The following is a 16,402-nucleotide window of genomic DNA, read 5'->3' on the forward strand; positions in this document are numbered from 1 at the left end:
TTTTTATCTTATTGGCCTTTCAGTTCCTGTATGCGGGCTTCAACCGTGCTGCGCTTTTCGAGATAATCCGCTTCTTTGGCGCGCTCCTCATCTACTACTTTTTGCGGAGCTTTGCCTACGAACTTCTCGTTGTTCAGCTTGCCTTGTACTCTGGCTACTTCTTTGTTCCACTTCTCATACTCTTTTTCCAAGCGGGCGATCTCTTCCTCAATATCGATCAGGCCCTCTAATGGAAGATAAAGCTCCACTCCTGTTGCTACAGCTGTCATAGCTTTATCAGGCGCTTCAATATCCTTTGAAATGACCATTTCTTCAGGGTTACAGAAGCGTTCAATGTACGCTTTGTTCTTTTCGAGTGTAGAAAGTGCTCCATCATCCTTGGCTTTCAGAAGCAATTTGATTTGCTTACTTAAAGGCGTGTTCACTTCTGCACGAATATTGCGGACAGAACGGATGATTTCTACAAGAAGCTTCATTTCCTCGGCAGCTGCTTTGTCAGTGAACTCTTCCTTCACAGCCGGCCATGCAGCAGTCGTGATGGATTCGCCTTTATGCGGCAGGTTCTGCCATATTTCCTCGGTAATAAACGGCATGAACGGATGCAGAAGTCTCATAGTGTTATCGAGAACGTAGGCAAGAATCGATCTTGTCGTCTTCTTGGCTGCTTCATCTTCTCCGTATAGCGGAAGCTTCGCCATTTCAATATACCAGTCACAGAAATCATCCCAGATGAAGTTATAAAGGATGCGGCCCACTTCGCCGAATTCATAGCGGTCAGCCAGTTTCGTTACCGTTTCGATTGTTTCGTTCAATCTTGTGAGAATCCATTTATCTGCAACAGATTTTTCACCTGTCAGGTCGATTTCTTCGTATTTCATTCCATCCATATTCATAAGAGCAAATCTTGAAGCATTCCATATCTTGTTGGCAAAGTTCCAAACTGATTCAACTTTCTCCGTTGAATAACGAAGGTCCTGGCCTGGAGAACTTCCAGTGGAAAGCATGTATCTTAAAGCATCTGCACCATATTGATCGATCACTTCCATCGGATCGACGCCATTGCCAAGGGACTTGCTCATCTTGCGGCCGTCTTCAGCTCTTACTAGACCGTGAATCAGAACATCTTTGAAAGGGCGCGTTCCTGTGAACTCAAGTCCTTGGAAAATCATCCTTGAAACCCAGAAGCCGATGATATCATAGCCTGTTACAAGAGCATCTGTCGGATAGTAGCGTTTGAAGTCTTCTGCTTCTGTATCCGGCCAGCCCATTGTAGAGAACGGCCATAGTGCGGAACTGAACCATGTATCCAACACATCTTCTTCCTGTCTCCAGTTTTCGATGTCTGCTGGTTCCTCTTTCCCAACATGGATTTCCCCTGTTTCTTTATGGTACCAGGCCGGAATGCGGTGCCCCCACCAAAGCTGACGGGAGATGCACCAGTCACGCGTGTTTTCCATCCAGCGAAGGTATGAAGTTTCAAAACGGTCGGGAACAAAATTCACCTTGTCCTCAGCATTCTGAAGGTCGATCGCTTTATCTGCAAGAGGCTGCATTTTAACAAACCACTGTGTGGAAAGATAAGGTTCTACCACTGCTCCGCTTCGTTCTGAATGGCCAACTGAATGCATGTGGTCTTCGATTTTGAAGAGTACACCTGATTCTTGAAGGTCCTTCACGATCTGTTTGCGGCATGCGAAGCGGTCCATTCCCTGGTACTTTCCTGCTTTTTCATTCATAGAACCGTCTTCGTTCATAACCAGGATGCGCTCAAGATTATGGCGGTTTCCAATTTCAAAGTCGTTAGGATCGTGGGCAGGTGTGATTTTAACGGCACCTGATCCAAATTCCATATCAACATAGTCATCGCCGACGATCGGTATTTCACGACCGGTGATTGGAAGTGTTACCTTTTTGCCTATGAGGTGTTTGTAACGATCGTCTTCCGGATGTACCGCAACGGCCGTATCACCAAGCATTGTTTCAGGACGGGTAGTCGCGATTTCAATGTGCCCGGATCCGTCTGTCAGTTCATATCTCATATGATAGAATGCTCCTTGAACATCCTGATGGATAACTTCTATATCGGAAAGAGCCGTCTTAGTTGCCGGATCCCAGTTGATGATATATTCTCCCCGGTAAATTAAGCCTTTCTCATACAGGTTAACGAACACTTCATTAACAGCCTCTGAAAGACCTTCGTCAAGAGTGAAGCGCTCCCTGCTGTAATCAAGCCCAAGCCCGAGCTTCGACCATTGCTGGCGGATGTGCTTTGCGTATTCTTCTTTCCATTTCCATGTCTCTTCAAGGAACTTTTCACGGCCAAGATCATAACGGGTTGTACCTTCATTGCGGAGCTTCTCTTCTACCTTAGCCTGTGTTGCGATTCCGGCGTGGTCCATCCCCGGAAGCCATAAGACATCATAGCCCTGCATCCGTTTCATTCGAGTCAGGATATCCTGCAGGGTTGTATCCCAAGCGTGGCCCAAGTGAAGTTTCCCGGTTACGTTAGGAGGCGGTATAACAATTGTGTATGGTTCCTTCTCTTTATCAGTTTTTGCTTCAAAAAACTTTCCATCGAGCCACCATTGATAACGGCCGCTTTCAATAGATTGCGGATCATACTTGGTCGGCATGCTGATTTCATTGTTTTCCATGATTACTTCCTCCTTAGAGATGATATTCTGTTTTTTTCTCTGAAAAATAAAAAAACTCCACTCGTCTAAAAGGACGAGGGAGCTGATTCGCGGTACCACCTTTTTACACAGGCTTAAATATAGTTTCAAACCTGGCACTTCATTGAGATAACGGCTTTAAACCGGATCCCGCTACTGCTCTTTCACGGAATCTGCTCAAGGGCGACTTTCCTTTGTCTTTGCCTGGGAAATCTTTCAGCAGATTGATTTCCCTCTCTGGAGGCGAGTTTCAAAGTACTACTCCCTATCTTTGCATTTGGAACGTATATACTATTATTCAATATAGTATCGGATTTTAATTCTGTTCGTCAATCATTATCGCCCATTTTTTCAAAAATAATTCAAAAAAATTTGGACAGATGCGGAACTAAAGAAAACCTAGGCACATAGAATAATATAAATCGTATCAGGAGGAGATTCAATGCGAAAAAAATATAATCCTTATGTACTGCCTCCCTGGCTCCGTACCTGCCGGAATGTATGTAAGCAGTTCAGTATACCATTTTGCATTTTCCAAGGGATACGAACCATCCTGATCCCGACTACCTTTGATGTGTTGCTGCTGGCGGTTTTCATCGGCCTTGCCCTTGCCTTTTACTTTGAATGGCTGTAAAGGGCTTTTTCACTTATGTTGCTGCTTTCGAAAAAAACCCAAGAACCGGATTTTCCCTTCCAATACTCGGTTTCTCTTTCTGAAAAAGAAGAGCAGCTCTTTTCGTTTTAGTTCACTAGGGGATTTATGTATATTAGGGCCTATATATTTAAAATTTATATTTAATAGCAACAAGTTCTGCGAATAGAGCTTTATAAAAAGGAGCTTCTTCCTGCTATGAGGATGAAGCTCCTTCTTGTGCTTGCTGTTGGGCTTCTTTCTTGCGCTGCTCCCGCTCTTCCCATTTCATGACAATATACTCGGTATTCTTGAGAAGCCAGTAGTGCTGCTGCAGTTTCCTCAAATACTTTATCTCGTTTCGTTTGTCCTTTGGAGTATCGTGATATTTTTTCACAACTGAAATCAAACCGCTTGGATAGGCAAGATAACTCAGGAATAGCAGCTTTTCTTCACTTCTGAATGAAAAGTGGCTGCAGTAGGTCATCAGCCAGTCAAAGCATTCATCGTATGCTTTTGGGTAGGTTTTAAGAGTCCGGGACAAAAATGGAAGCAGGTCATGGATCGGGGAGGCGATCCTGGTCTGTTCAAAATTTGAGAAAAATCCTGAACCCCTGTCGTCATAAAGAAAATGCTCCGAGGATATTTTTCCGTGAACCACTACACTCCTGACTTTTTCCAATTCCTTCGACTCTTCATACCAGCTGTCGAACTTTTTCCTGGCAAACTTAAGGGCCTGAGAAGTATCACCGTAATACATACAGTAAGACAACTGAAAAGGAGACATATACAATTCTTTCTCACACAACTCTATATATTCTTCCAGGAAATTCTGCTCTTTCTCCCATCTTGCATTAACAGCTTCATAATGTTCTTCACGTTCTTCTTTTCCTATCTTCTGTTCTTTGGAAGAAAGGGTATGAAGCCTCGCCAGCTCGCGAAAGAGGGTTTGATGCCTTTCAAACCGATTCTCTTTCACTTCATTTGTCAGCCAGGGCATAACGTAATACAGGTCGTTGTCCTGCCAAACTGCATATCTTCCATCCATGGTGGGATAAATCGGGACTATCCGGTGATAGCCTGATTGAAAAAGATGCTGTACATTTCTTACAAAATCAACCCCTGCCCCCGCGTGAATCCTCTTAACAGCAAGTGTGCCTTTTTCTGTATACACCTTTTTCACCTTGCCGAAATCCTCCGCAAAATGCGGCTGGACACCATAAGCCTTCAAGACATCCGTTAAGTTTTGGTCAATAGCCATTCCTTTCACCTGCTTTATTTTTTGCCGTAAAATCGTCTCTGTCTTAGTAAGGAAACTGAATTTCACCAAGTCATCCAGAGGTGAAGAATTTCACCTTAAGAAAAGGCTGTTTTCGCATATAATGTTGTTTTCGAAAAAATCCAAAGAGCTGGATTTCCCCCCTGATACTGAGAGTTTTATCTCTTATCGGGGAGGATCAGCTCTTTTCTTTTCGTTAAGTACCGTACTTTTCCCATCTAGATATTGACATTTCTTCGGAATTAGATCAAATAGCAACAAAGTTTTCGAAAAGAGCCAAAGAAAAAGACAGAAGAGCAAGGAAAAACCCTTGCTCACCATCACCTAATTTTTGAAGACTGCTTCTTGTGGAATATACAAGACATGGCCTTCTGATACATCCTGATGCGCCTCCAGGTGATTGACACGAAGTAATTGCGGGATCGATAAATCATACTTATCGGCAATCAATTCAAGTGTTTCTCCTTCCTGGACGATACAGACCTTCATTTTCGCCGCTCTGCCTTCATCTTTGCGGGCAAAAAAGTCGGTTAAAGAAATACTTTCATACTTTTTCTTGAACAGTGGTTTTTTCTTGGCTGCCTTTTCCTCCGGAGAACTGCTTTCGTCTTCGAACATCAGTGAAGAAGATTCTTCTTCCATCTCCTGCACTTCTTCTGCAGCCACTTCTTCTTCAAACTCAACTTGTTCGCCTCTTGCATACTCGAATTCTTCCTCATCATACGAAAAGACCGGATGATTCTCCTGTTTTGCTTCATAGGAGATCGGGATTACCACTTCTTCCTCTTCTACAGGAGCCTTTCTGCCTTCGACAACAAACGGTTCATAAACATCTTCTTCCTCAGCACCGTCATCTTCATAGTGGACTTCCGTCTCTGTTTCTTCTTCGATTTCTTCTTCTCTATCATCTTCGTATTCTAAGTCTTCCAGTTCTTCATAAGACTCTTCTTCCGTCTCCTGTAAAACTTCAGCAGCCGGAGCCGCGCGATAAACGGGTTCAATCACTTGGTCTTCTGCGAGCTCAATCGGTGCATGGACCTGCTGCTCCCCATAAATCCCCGATATCGTTAAATCAGCATTCAGCTTCAAACACGCATTTTCGGGAACTACGTAATCAAAAGAATCGACATATACATCGATTTCATCCAGGTTGGCAATCCGGTTCTTTGGAATGGTTACATCCACTGGAAAACTGTGTGTGAACTCACATTCTCCTTTTTCCCTGAATTCCACACGCTGGACAAACTTTCCATTATGCTGGAAGTCGTACCAATTATCCGGTTCTTCTTCAGGCTGAGAACCTGATGGCAGATACTCTCCTGTCAAATCCAATGTTCCCCGGATCAATACATATTGTTCCTGCTCTTGGATCGTTATATGGGGATCTAAAGAGATGGAAAGTAATTCTTCTACTTCCTGTCCTTTTTTAAACCAAACAGCTTCTTCCAAAGAAAATCGCAAGCACGATTGTTGTTCTTGTGACAAAGAAAACTCCTCCTTTCAATTCCGTTACAAGGTATATCAATGTCATTATCAACTTATGAGGAGGAGTGGAAGAATATGAATTGAAATTAAAAAATTCAGTGTGTGGTTGGGAAGTAACCTTAATCAAACAAATTCCACTGCTCCCGACTGAAGCAGCACCAGCTTCATACATATCTCCACTCCGCAGGTCCACCGGTTCCCGACCGAAGTAACCCGCTCTTCGTACATATCTCATGCAAATTCCACGCCTCCTGACCGATGCTGCCCGCACTTCATACACATCTCAAGCAAATTCCATGCCTCCTGACCGATGCTGCCCGAACTTCATAATTTCTCAAAACAAATTCCCTGCTCGTGACGATGCAGACCGTTCTTCGTACATATCTCAAGCAAATCCACCTGCTCGCGACCGAAGTAACCCCAACTTCATACATATCTCCAGTAATTTCACTGGCTCCCTACCGAAGTAACACCCACTTCATACATATCTCCAGCAAATTCACCGGTTCCCGACTGAAGCAGGACCAGCCCATACATATCTCAACCTAATCCGCCTGCTCGCGACCGATGAAGCTCCCTCTTCGTATAAATCACAAGCAAATTCACCGGCTCCCGGCCGAAGCAACCCAATCTCATACAATTCAAAAATCCTCTGAGAATAACAAGTAAACAGGCTTTTGTGTGAGAGCTTCGCAGGAAGAGGGAGCAGAATATTTGAATAAGTATCCTGGGTAAAAATCTGATCAAAATCAAAAAAAAGACAAAGCCAGCAATAATTGGCTTTGTCTTCACTATTATTATCCTTTAATTTTCTGGAAAGCTTTCTCTGCAGCTTGGATGGTTTTCTCGATGTCTTCGTCCGTGTGAGCTGTTGAAAGGAAAAGACCTTCGAATTGTGAAGGCGGGAGGAATACTCCTTCATTTGCCATTTCACGGTAATAGGATGAGAATAACTCTAAATCTGAGCTCTTCGCACCTTCATAATTTTTGACTTCTTCGTTTGTAAAGAAGATGCCGATCATGGAACCAGCACGGTTGATGGTATGCGGAATTCCGAACTTTTCAGCTGCCGCATGAAGGCCTTCTTCGAGTCTGTCGGCTTTTCGTTCAAATTCTTTATAGCTTTCTGGTGTCAGCTGGCTTAAGGTTTCATAGCCTGCTGTCATAGCAAGCGGATTTCCTGACAGTGTGCCCGCTTGGTAAATAGGACCGCTCGGGGCGATTTGTTCCATGATTTCCGCTTTACCGCCATACGCTCCAACTGGAAGGCCGCCGCCGATGACTTTTCCTAGGCACGTCAAGTCAGGTGTAACACCATAAAATCCTTGAGCACAATTGTAGCCGACACGGAAGCCTGTCATGACTTCATCAAAGATCAGCAATGACCCGTATTTCTCTGTGATTTCACGAAGAGACTCCAGGAATCCAGGCTGAGGAGGAACAACACCCATATTACCTGCCACTGGTTCTACGATCAATCCCGCTATATCGTCTCCGAATTGTTCGAAAGCATATTCCAGGCTTTCTAAGTCATTGTAAGGAACCGTAATCGTGTTCTCTGCCACGCCGGCAGGAACTCCTGGACTGTCCGGCAATCCCAATGTAGCCACTCCGGAACCAGCTTTGATCAGCAGAGAGTCGCCGTGGCCATGATAACAGCCTTCAAATTTAATGATCTTGTTCCGCCCGGTATATCCTCTTGCAAGGCGGAGCGCACTCATTGTCGCTTCTGTTCCGGAAGAGACCATTCTTACAATTTCAATAGAAGGTACACGCTCGATCACAAGCTCAGCAAGCTTGTTTTCAACCAAAGTCGGTGCCCCGAAGCTTGTGCCGAGTTCAGCCACTTCCTTGATCGACTGAACTACTCTTTCGTTGGTGTGCCCTAAAATTAATGGTCCCCAGGAAAGTACATAGTCGATATATTCATTTCCATCGATATCATAGATTTTGGAGCCTTTTCCTTTTTCCATAAAAATCGGGTCCATATCAACTGATTTAAACGCACGGACAGGGCTGTTCACTCCGCCCGGCATTACTTTTACCGCTTCTTTAAAAGCCTGTTTTGACTGGTCATATTTTCGCATGATAAGTTCCTCCGTTTTCTTTAAATTTCGTCATTTTCTTCCTTACAGAAGGGCTATTTCTCTAAGTTCGTTTTAAAGAAAGGCAGCTTTCGCAAAAATTATGGTTATGGAAAAATGATTGATTTCCACTCCAGGCGAACGACTCCGCGGGGCGGGCGTTGAGCCTCCTCGGCTTCGCCTACATATAAAGTGGAAGCGCCTTGGTCAGCCCCGACAGGCAAATGTTCTCAAGAGAAAAAAAGGCGATCTTTCCTTTTATTCTCTTGAGGTTATTTGACCCCGAGGGGCTAGGCGCTGAAACTAGATTGCGGGGTCTCACCTGTCTTCAAAAGTGGAAGCGCCTTGGTCAGCCCCGACAGGCAAATGTTCTCAAGAGAAAAAAGGCGGTCTTCCTTTTTATCTCTTGGGGTTATTTGACCCCGAGGGGCTAGGTGCTGGAACTAGACGCCCGCTAGTCCCGCAGGAGGTCGCACGCCTTCCGCTCCAATCCTTCTACGTAAAAGGCAGAGGTGGGTTAAAGTATTTTTAAAACGAACAATCTTTTAGAAATACTCCGCTGATGGCACCAGTGTTACCAACTATTTAATAAAGGCTATTACAGTTATCCTCATAGTACATGTACTATTCCAAATGAATAAGATGAAAATATTGCCGTGCCTTAGCATGCCTTTTTTCTTACAAACACCCTCAAGAAAATGTACTTATTTAATTCTTACTGAGTATGATTCTGATTCAGGAGATTACTCACCTTTTATCCAGGCTGCTGCATCTTTGGCTGCATAAGTGATAATGAGATCCGCTCCTGCTCTCTTCATGCTTGTCAGTTTTTCCATGACCATTGCTTTCTCATCGACCCAGCCGTTTGCTGCCGCTGCTTTAATCATGGAGTATTCGCCGCTGACATTATAAGCTACGACCGGTGCATTAAATTGATCTTTGACGTCACGGATAATATCCAAGTAGGAAAGGGCTGGTTTGACAATCAGGAAGTCTGCTCCTTCTTCTATATCGGATTGAGCTTCACGAAGGGCTTCTCTTCTGTTAGCAGGGTCCATTTGATACGTCCTGCGGTCGCCAAATTTCGGCGAACTGTGGGCAGCATCCCTGAATGGTCCGTAGAAGCTGGAAGAGTACTTCACAGCGTAAGACATAATCGGTACATCTAGGAAACCGGCCTCATCAAGCCCTTTTCTGATGGCTGCCACGAAGCCGTCCATCATGTTTGATGGAGCAATGATATCCGCTCCTGCTTCCGCCTGGCTTACAGCTGTTTTGGCCAGCAGGTCGAGTGTCGGGTCGTTAAGGATCTTGCCGCCCTCCACAATCCCGCAGTGTCCATGGCTCGTATACTGGCAAAGACATGTGTCGGCCACCACGACCATTTCAGGATAGTGTTCTTTTACAAGGCGGGTTGCCTTTTGTACAATTCCGTTTGCATCATAGGCACTTTTTCCAAGCTCATCTTTTTCGGCAGGTACTCCAAACAAAATGATGGAGTGAATGCCAAGTTCATTCAATTCGTCCAATTCAGCTTTCAGGTAGTCCATCGATATTTGATAGACCCCCGGCATGGATGCAACAGGGTTCTTTACATTTTCTCCCTCCACTACAAAAAGCGGATAAATTAAATCTTCTGTCCTAAGAAAGTTTTCACGGACCATCGCTCTCATGTTTTCTGACTGGCGAAGGCGGCGGTGACGATTAAATTTCAAGTCTGTCATGCTTATTCCTCCCTTTTCTTTTTTAAAGCGAAATAGCCGGCTAACCCTTCTATCATCTCTTCAACTGTATACTTTTCAGGGATAACTTGTACAGCCAGACCATTCTGATCGGCTGCCTCCTTGGTTACAGGCCCGATACAAGCGGTGATCAAGCTGTCGAGGGTATGCTCAAGAAGATTCTCCCTGACAATTTTCATGAAACTCTTTACGGTCGAAGGGCTTGTAAAAGTAATGGCAGCCAGTGCTCTGTTTTCCAATAATCCAATTAATTTTTTTTCATGATCTTTTGGGAAAAAGGTTTCATAGGTGATCCATTCATCAATAGTTATGCCCGTTTCCCTTAATCGAACAGCTATAGTATCCTTAGCCAAGTTTCCTTTTGATAGAAGAATCGGTCCAGTTTCTGTGACTTTTTCAAGGAATTCACCAGAAAAGTCAGCTGCTGAATAGAATTTCGGCACAAAATCCGCTTGGATTCCGTAACTATTAAGTGCTTTACATGTTTTTTCCCCGACAGCAGCAAATTTGGTTTCGCTTCCATTAAGGGTAATAAAGTGATTCTTCAATTTTTCAAAAAAGAAGTGCACACCGTTTTTACTAGTAAAAAAAATCCATTCATAGGATTTCAGCTTTTTTAAATATGTACTTTCCATTTCATCTTTATGGGGCCTGAATGAAATAAGCGGGACGATATGGGGGATACCGCCAAACTTTCTGATGGTATCCGCCATTCCTTCCGCATTCTTTGCTTCTCTTGTCACTAAGATATCCATCCCTCTTAGCGGTAAAGAGGAGTCCATTACTGATCCAGCTCCTCTTTCACCTTATCAATAAGGGCTTTGGCCCCTCTTTCAGTCAACAATGCCGCCGCTTCTTCACCGACCTTCACAGGATCTGTACCTGTGACTGTCTCTTTGAAAATATCTTTTCCATCTGGAGAGGCAACAAGCACTGTCAGCTCTACACCATCATGGCCCCTAAGTTCGGCATAGCCTGCAATCGGCACCTGGCATCCGCCCTCCATTTTGTGAAGGAAAGACCGCTCCGCTGTAACTGTCTTCGTAACTTCTGCAGAAGCAAATTTGCTCAGCAGTCCAAGAAGTTCATTGTCGTCTTCACGGCATTCGATGGATAAAGCCCCCTGCCCCACTGCCGGTACACAGAACTCAGGCTCCAGGAATTCTGTTACGACATTGGATGTCCAGCCCATACGGGACAATCCGGCTGCGGCCAGGATGATGGCATCATAATCTTCCGTTTCCAGCTTAGATAAACGTGTATCAATATTTCCCCTGATCCACTTTATTTCCAGCTCAGGACGCTGTGCAAGGATCTGTGCCCCTCTTCTTAAGCTGCTTGTTCCGACAATCGCACCCGCAGGCAGATCGCTCAGCTTGATGTGATTCTTGGAAATGAAAGCGTCACGATGGTCTTCTCTTTCAGGAATACAGCCGATGCATAAACCATCCGGAAGTACAGCAGGCATATCTTTCATGCTATGTACTGCCATATCAATTTCTTTATCCAGCATTGCTTGTTCGATTTCTTTTACAAACAGGCCTTTTCCTCCGACTTTGGATAGTGTGACATCCAGGATCTGATCTCCTTTAGTGACAATCTCCTTTACTTCAAACTCAAAAGAGGGATCCAATTCTCTCAACTTATTGATGACCCAATTAGTTTGTGTTAATGCAAGTTTGCTTCGACGTGATCCTACTATAATTTTTCGCATTACGAACCTCCTAAGCTTATGAATACCAGAAATGAAATGATGAAAGCCTGCTGACAAGAAGAAAGTTGATCAAGATTACTAAGAAGGCGCCGGTATTCAAAAACGCCAGACTCTTGCCATATACCTCTTTGCGTATACGTAAATATAAAAAGACGCTGTATATAATCAGCACAAAGAAGGAGCCGATGATCTTCGGATCGTACCAGAGAAAGTCAGGCAGTTTGATAAAGGCCCATTGAAGGCCGAGTATCAAACTCAATAACAGCATGGCCACTCCTATCGCATTTAATATGTAAGCCATCTTCTCTAGTTTCGACAAATCACTGATCCTCCATAACCTGGGCCCCCATTTTTTCTGTTTCAGCAGTTTATACTGCAGCAAATAGAGAAGGGAAAACACAAAGGACAAGGAAAATGCCCCGTATGAAAGAATGGCCATGGTGATATGGATCAGCAGCAGCTCAGAGACAAGCTGCTCTGCCATTGCATTGGATTCAACCTGCACAGGCGCAAATGTATGTATGGCCATGATGATGAATCCGAGTACATTAGTGAAAAATACCGTAAAATCCACACGCAGGACCCTATTAATAGCAAGGGACAAGGTAATCAGCACCCAAGCATAAAAATAAAGTCCCTCAAAAATGGTGAGGACCGGAAATCTGCCTGTTTTCATCATATAAAGAAACAAAAAGATTGTTTGAAGGACCCAAACAATCGCAAGAAGCCAGAAGGCAAACATATTTGCCTTCCGGTTTTTGTTTAAGAAATCTATGAAGTAAAACAGAATGCTTATAGCGTACAGAACAATCATCAGTTCATGCAGCCTTGTCATCGTTTGTTCAAACATAGACAACACCCTCGCTTATGATTGAAAAGAAGGCTGGAGTTTAGGTGCCGTAACTGCCTGCTTTTCTTTCCCCTTGCTCTCAAGTGCATCTGACTGGAGCTGCAACTGTTCTTCGATATTGAAGATTTTAATGAATAGGTCAAGTTTTTCCTGTCCGTCAGGCAGTGCCGCTAATTCCTTGGCCTGAAGAATCGGGTCTTTCAAAAGCTGGTTGATGATGCTCTTCGTGTGTTTATTTAAAATTTTACGTTCACGATCAGACAGGTTTGGCATCTTTCGCTCAATGCTTTCCATGGTCTGGCCTTGGATCGTCAAAGCTTTCTCTCTTAAAGCTGAAATTACTGGTACAACGCCAAGCATATTGAGCCATTCCTTGAAAGCTACAATTTCCGCTTCAATCATGATCCCAATCGTTTCAGCCGCTTTTTGCCTTTCAGCCATGTTCGCCTGAACAATGCCTTCCATGTCATCTATATCGTAAAGGAAGGCACTCTCAAGGTTCTCGATTTCAGGATCGATATCCCTAGGCACCGCAATATCAACCATGAACAACGGACGGCCTTTTCTCATGCGCTCAACCAAGACCATCTGATCTTTAGTAATGACATAATCCTTTGCACCTGTAGAGCTGATAAGGATATCTGCTTCTACAAGGGCACATTGAAGCTCTTGCAGAGTTTTAGCATCTCCGTTAAATTTCTCAGCCACATCCACCGCTTTTTCAAACGTACGATTAATTACAGTGACCTTGGTTGCTCCGCTTCCTTGCAAATTCTTTATTGCGAGCTCACCCATTTTTCCAGCCCCGAGAATCAGGACATGCTTCCCTTTTAAGTCACCAAAGATCTTTTTGGCAAGTTCAACAGCCGCATAGCTTACAGAAACAGCATTTGAGCCGATTTCTGTCTCAGAATGAGCTTTCTTTGCAAGCGTTACTGCCTGCTTGAACAAATGATTAAAAACCGTTCCCGTTGTACCGGATTCCTGTGCAGCCAGGAAGCTGGTCCTGATCTGGCCAAGGATCTGCGTCTCTCCGACAACCATGGAATTCAATCCGCACGTAACATTAAACAAGTGCTCAACAGCACCATCCTGCTCATATATGAACAAATAAGGAGAAAACTCCTCTTTGTCAAGACCAAACCACTGAGATAAAAATTCTTTAATATAATAACGACCTGTATGAAGCTGATCCACGACCGCATATACTTCCGTCCTGTTGCATGTAGAAACGATCACATTCTCAAGAATACTCTTCTTACTCTTAAGTGTTTCCATCGCTGTTTGCAGGTCTGCTTCATTAAAAGATAAACGTTCACGAATCTCGACAGGGGCCGTTTTGTAATTTAAACCGACTACAATAATATGCATGATAGAAATGACACCCCCAAATTAATCATTGACTCTAGTATAACATGTACGATAAATAACCCATCAAATAAATGTGAACATAAGATGAAACCTGTGGTACCATTAAAAGTGGAGCTGGCTCGTTCAGGTCCGACAGGCGCTGGCAGGCCGGCAGATGAGGATGCACTTTATCCTCAACTGACGGTATGCAACGACCCGAGGGGCTAGCAGCGGAACTGGATAGCGATTAAGTGTAGAGACGGCTCGTTCAGGTCCGACAGGCGCTGGCAGGCGGACAGGTGAGGACGCCCTTTGTCCTCGGCTGGTGAATGAATAACGACCCGAGGGGCTAGCCAGCGAGAGTAACGGCAGTCCATTGTAAGCCAAACTTCCTATAAACCTTATACCGCATTAAAAGGAAACTATATATTGAATTTTACATAATCTTATTCTTTTCGACATACTTTCCTATGTTAGATTAACAAAATGAACCCTATTATTCAAGTTTACAATTTGGAGGCACTCATGAAAGGACAACGACTTTTTCCAGGAATGATACTGATAGGATTCGGCATCTATTTCTATCTTCAACAATCCAATATTTCAATCTTCCGGGAATTTTACACATGGCCCACTTTACTGATCATAGTCGGCATTGCCTTCTTGGCTCAAGGCTACAAAGGAAAAGACTATGAGGCTATCCTGCCAGGCACGATCCTCACCGGTTTCGGCCTGCATTTTCACATTAGCAGCCATATCGCAATCTGGCCTGACCATATTGGTGTGTTCATTCTGATCATTTCACTCGGTTGTCTTCTTCGTTACCAAAAGACGGGCAATGGCTTGTTTCAAGGAGTGCTATTCCTTATTCTAGCTATAATACTTCTATTTTATGATAAAGTTTTGTTGTGGCTGGGCATTCTGCAAGGAGGAGTAAATATAATAAGGGACTTTTGGCCGCTTATTATCGTAATAATCGGGATTTATCTGCTATTCATAAAGAAAAAGTAAAAAGGAACCGGATTGTCCGGTTCCTTTTTTGTATGGCTATAAAATGGAATCAAGAAACTCCTGAGTACGCTGCTCTTTAGGATTTCCGAACAACTCCTCCGGCGGACCGACTTCCACAATCCTGCCATCATGCATATAGATGACCCAGTCTGCTACCTCACGGGCAAATCCCATTTCGTGAGTGACGACCACCATTGTCATCCCTTCAAGCGCCAGTTCTTTCATAGTGGAGAGAACTTCCCCTACCAATTCCGGATCAAGGGCTGAAGTCGGTTCATCAAACAGCATGATATCCGGCTTCATCGCAAGTGCCCTGGCAATCGCAACACGCTGCTTCTGTCCCCCGGAAAGCTTGGAAGGATAGACATCTGCTTTGTCTTCAAGGCCGACCTTCTTTAAAAGGACCATTGCTTCTTCCCTTGCCTTGCTTTTTTGAATCTTTTTTACTTGAATAGGTGCCTCCATGACATTTTCAATGACTGTCTTATGGGGAAAAAGAAAGAAATGCTGAAAGACCATCCCTACTTTGGCCCTGACTTCATTCAAGTCGTGAGTTCCCTTATTCACTTCTTCCCCTTCAATGATAATCTTTCCGCTGTCTTTCATTTCAAGGAAGTTAAGGCATCTTAGCAAGGTGCTTTTTCCCGAACCACTCGCACCGATAAGACAGACCACATCACTCTCTTTTACTTTCATATCTATATCCTTCAGCACGTGCAAATCGCCAAAGGACTTATTCAATTTTTCAACATTTATCATTTCCTGACTCAAATTAATCCCTCCATCTGTTTTGGAAGTCAGTTCATTAATCACTTAAAGACATACGCTTTTCGACTAGGTTGACAATCATAGAGAAGAAAAGTACCAACACAAGATAGTAAACCGCTACGATTAATAGATAGGTCATATAATCAAAGTTATTTGATCCGAGTGTAGTCGCTACACTGAAGAGTTCAAACATACCGATGAAAGATGCCAGCGAGGAATCTTTCAGGGCAATGATAAATTGGTTGCCCATTGGAGGAAGCGCTCTGCGGAAAGCCTGAGGAAGTATAATCCTTCTCATAGTCAATCCGTTGGACATTCCGAGGGAGCGGCCCGCTTCCATCTGGCCCTTATCAATTGACTGGATTGTACCCCTGAAGATTTCAGCTATATAGGCACCATTGTGGAAGGCAAGACCAAGAACTACCGACCAGAAACCGGAAATATCCAATTCAGTTAAACCAAAATAGAAGATAAAGATCTGAACAATCAAAGGTGTTCCCCGCACTATAAAAATATAAAGATCTGCGATGATTTCCAGGACTTTCACTTTGGAAATTTTCATAAAGGCAAAAAATAAACCTATGAATATGGCAATGAATACAGATACCACGGTAAGTTGAAACGTTAAAAGCATTCCCTGAAGGAACACATCGATAGTATCTATGAATGTTTCAAAAAAAGTCACCTTATTCCCTCCTATATCTTTATTTCACTTCTTAAACCTGAATGCAGATTAGGTGATCATTTCTATATCCTGGTGAGTATTTCATCCAACCTGCCTTCTTACTTTTCAAATACTTATGTAGAAGATTGGCC

Annotated in this window: 14 protein-coding genes and 1 other annotated feature; of the genes, 3 read left to right on the top strand and 11 right to left on the bottom strand. The window is 43.7% G+C overall.

Going from position 1 to position 16,402, the window contains the following annotated elements; all coding sequences use genetic code 11:
• Positions 1-8 precede the first annotated feature (8 nt).
• The gene (locus tag FZC78_RS01045; protein WP_148937842.1) at positions 9-2,654 is read right to left on the bottom strand and encodes a valine--tRNA ligase; all 2,646 of its coding nucleotides are present in this window, start codon (positions 2,652-2,654) and stop codon (positions 9-11) included.
• 66 nt (positions 2,655-2,720) lie between these two features.
• Positions 2,721-2,953, bottom strand: a binding site (T-box leader).
• A 161-nt stretch (positions 2,954-3,114) separates the two neighbouring features.
• Here FZC78_RS01045 and FZC78_RS01050 point away from each other — a divergent pair.
• Entirely contained in the window at positions 3,115-3,306 is a 192-nt protein-coding gene (locus FZC78_RS01050; protein ID WP_148937843.1) for a hypothetical protein, read from the top strand.
• Positions 3,307-3,520: 214 nt separating this feature from the next.
• On the opposite strand, the gene ysxE is transcribed toward FZC78_RS01050, so the two are convergent.
• From ysxE to hemA, 8 genes are all read right to left on the bottom strand, one after another.
• Positions 3,521-4,564 carry a spore coat protein YsxE gene (ysxE, locus tag FZC78_RS01055; RefSeq protein ID WP_148937844.1) on the bottom strand — a complete coding sequence of 348 codons (1,044 nt, stop codon included), beginning with the start codon at positions 4,562-4,564 and terminating at the stop codon, positions 3,521-3,523.
• A 342-nt stretch (positions 4,565-4,906) separates the two neighbouring features.
• The gene (gene spoVID, locus FZC78_RS01060; RefSeq protein ID WP_148937845.1) at positions 4,907-6,067 is read right to left on the bottom strand and encodes a stage VI sporulation protein D; all 1,161 of its coding nucleotides are present in this window, start codon (positions 6,065-6,067) and stop codon (positions 4,907-4,909) included.
• Between the two features lie 797 nt (positions 6,068-6,864).
• The gene (hemL, locus tag FZC78_RS01065) at positions 6,865-8,154 is read right to left on the bottom strand and encodes a glutamate-1-semialdehyde 2,1-aminomutase (protein WP_148937846.1); all 1,290 of its coding nucleotides are present in this window, start codon (positions 8,152-8,154) and stop codon (positions 6,865-6,867) included.
• Positions 8,155-8,894: 740 nt separating this feature from the next.
• The gene (hemB, locus tag FZC78_RS01075; RefSeq protein ID WP_148937847.1) at positions 8,895-9,875 is read right to left on the bottom strand and encodes a porphobilinogen synthase; all 981 of its coding nucleotides are present in this window, start codon (positions 9,873-9,875) and stop codon (positions 8,895-8,897) included.
• Positions 9,876-9,877: 2 nt separating this feature from the next.
• Positions 9,878-10,675, bottom strand: coding sequence for a uroporphyrinogen-III synthase (locus FZC78_RS01080; protein ID WP_148937848.1), 798 nt, complete (start codon positions 10,673-10,675; stop codon positions 9,878-9,880).
• Entirely contained in the window at positions 10,675-11,607 is a 933-nt protein-coding gene (gene hemC / locus FZC78_RS01085; RefSeq protein ID WP_148937849.1) for a hydroxymethylbilane synthase, read from the bottom strand. The genes FZC78_RS01080 and hemC overlap by 1 nt, the downstream gene beginning before the upstream one ends.
• Before the next feature lie 16 nt (positions 11,608-11,623).
• Positions 11,624-12,457, bottom strand: coding sequence for a cytochrome c biogenesis protein (locus tag FZC78_RS01090; RefSeq protein WP_148937850.1), 834 nt, complete (start codon positions 12,455-12,457; stop codon positions 11,624-11,626).
• Between the two features lie 15 nt (positions 12,458-12,472).
• Complete coding sequence (gene hemA / locus FZC78_RS01095) at positions 12,473-13,828, bottom strand: glutamyl-tRNA reductase (RefSeq protein WP_148937851.1); 1,356 nt, start codon at positions 13,826-13,828, stop codon at positions 12,473-12,475.
• An 84-nt stretch (positions 13,829-13,912) separates the two neighbouring features.
• Between hemA and FZC78_RS24465 the strand changes: the two genes are divergently transcribed.
• Together FZC78_RS24465 and FZC78_RS01100 are read left to right on the top strand one after the other, a co-directional pair.
• Positions 13,913-14,035, top strand: a complete 123-nt coding sequence (locus FZC78_RS24465; RefSeq protein WP_286365463.1) for a hypothetical protein — start codon at positions 13,913-13,915, stop codon at positions 14,033-14,035.
• Positions 14,036-14,332: 297 nt separating this feature from the next.
• Positions 14,333-14,818 carry a LiaI-LiaF-like domain-containing protein gene (locus tag FZC78_RS01100; protein WP_148937852.1) on the top strand — a complete coding sequence of 162 codons (486 nt, stop codon included), beginning with the start codon at positions 14,333-14,335 and terminating at the stop codon, positions 14,816-14,818.
• Positions 14,819-14,854: 36 nt separating this feature from the next.
• On the opposite strand, the gene FZC78_RS01105 is transcribed toward FZC78_RS01100, so the two are convergent.
• On the bottom strand, positions 14,855-15,577 hold the full coding sequence (locus FZC78_RS01105; protein WP_187444770.1) for an amino acid ABC transporter ATP-binding protein: 723 nt from the start codon (positions 15,575-15,577) through the stop codon (positions 14,855-14,857).
• Positions 15,578-15,623: 46 nt separating this feature from the next.
• A complete protein-coding gene (locus FZC78_RS01110; RefSeq protein WP_148937854.1) occupies positions 15,624-16,271 on the bottom strand; it encodes an amino acid ABC transporter permease in 648 nt (215 codons plus the stop codon).
• Positions 16,272-16,402 lie beyond the last annotated feature (131 nt).

It is taken from the genome of Rossellomorea vietnamensis (assembly GCF_008180415.1).
Taxonomy (GTDB): Bacteria; Bacillota; Bacilli; order Bacillales; family Bacillaceae_B; genus Rossellomorea; species Rossellomorea vietnamensis_C.

What these genes read in the sequence shown, in the direction of transcription:
- hemB (WP_148937847.1), bottom strand. Translation starts at nt 9,875, where the DNA reads ATGACAGACTTGAAATTTAATCGTCACCGCCGCCTTCGCCAGTCAGAA.
- FZC78_RS01080 (WP_148937848.1), bottom strand. Translation starts at nt 10,675, where the DNA reads ATGGACTCCTCTTTACCGCTAAGAGGGATGGATATCTTAGTGACAAGA.
- FZC78_RS01050 (WP_148937843.1), top strand. Translation starts at nt 3,115, where the DNA reads ATGCGAAAAAAATATAATCCTTATGTACTGCCTCCCTGGCTCCGTACC.
- ysxE (WP_148937844.1), bottom strand. Translation starts at nt 4,564, where the DNA reads ATGGCTATTGACCAAAACTTAACGGATGTCTTGAAGGCTTATGGTGTC.
- FZC78_RS01045 (WP_148937842.1), bottom strand. Translation starts at nt 2,654, where the DNA reads ATGGAAAACAATGAAATCAGCATGCCGACCAAGTATGATCCGCAATCT.
- FZC78_RS24465 (WP_286365463.1), top strand. Translation starts at nt 13,913, where the DNA reads ATGAAACCTGTGGTACCATTAAAAGTGGAGCTGGCTCGTTCAGGTCCG.
- hemC (WP_148937849.1), bottom strand. Translation starts at nt 11,607, where the DNA reads ATGCGAAAAATTATAGTAGGATCACGTCGAAGCAAACTTGCATTAACA.
- FZC78_RS01100 (WP_148937852.1), top strand. Translation starts at nt 14,333, where the DNA reads ATGAAAGGACAACGACTTTTTCCAGGAATGATACTGATAGGATTCGGC.
- FZC78_RS01105 (WP_187444770.1), bottom strand. Translation starts at nt 15,577, where the DNA reads ATGATAAATGTTGAAAAATTGAATAAGTCCTTTGGCGATTTGCACGTG.
- hemL (WP_148937846.1), bottom strand. Translation starts at nt 8,154, where the DNA reads ATGCGAAAATATGACCAGTCAAAACAGGCTTTTAAAGAAGCGGTAAAA.
- FZC78_RS01090 (WP_148937850.1), bottom strand. Translation starts at nt 12,457, where the DNA reads ATGTTTGAACAAACGATGACAAGGCTGCATGAACTGATGATTGTTCTG.
- hemA (WP_148937851.1), bottom strand. Translation starts at nt 13,828, where the DNA reads ATGCATATTATTGTAGTCGGTTTAAATTACAAAACGGCCCCTGTCGAG.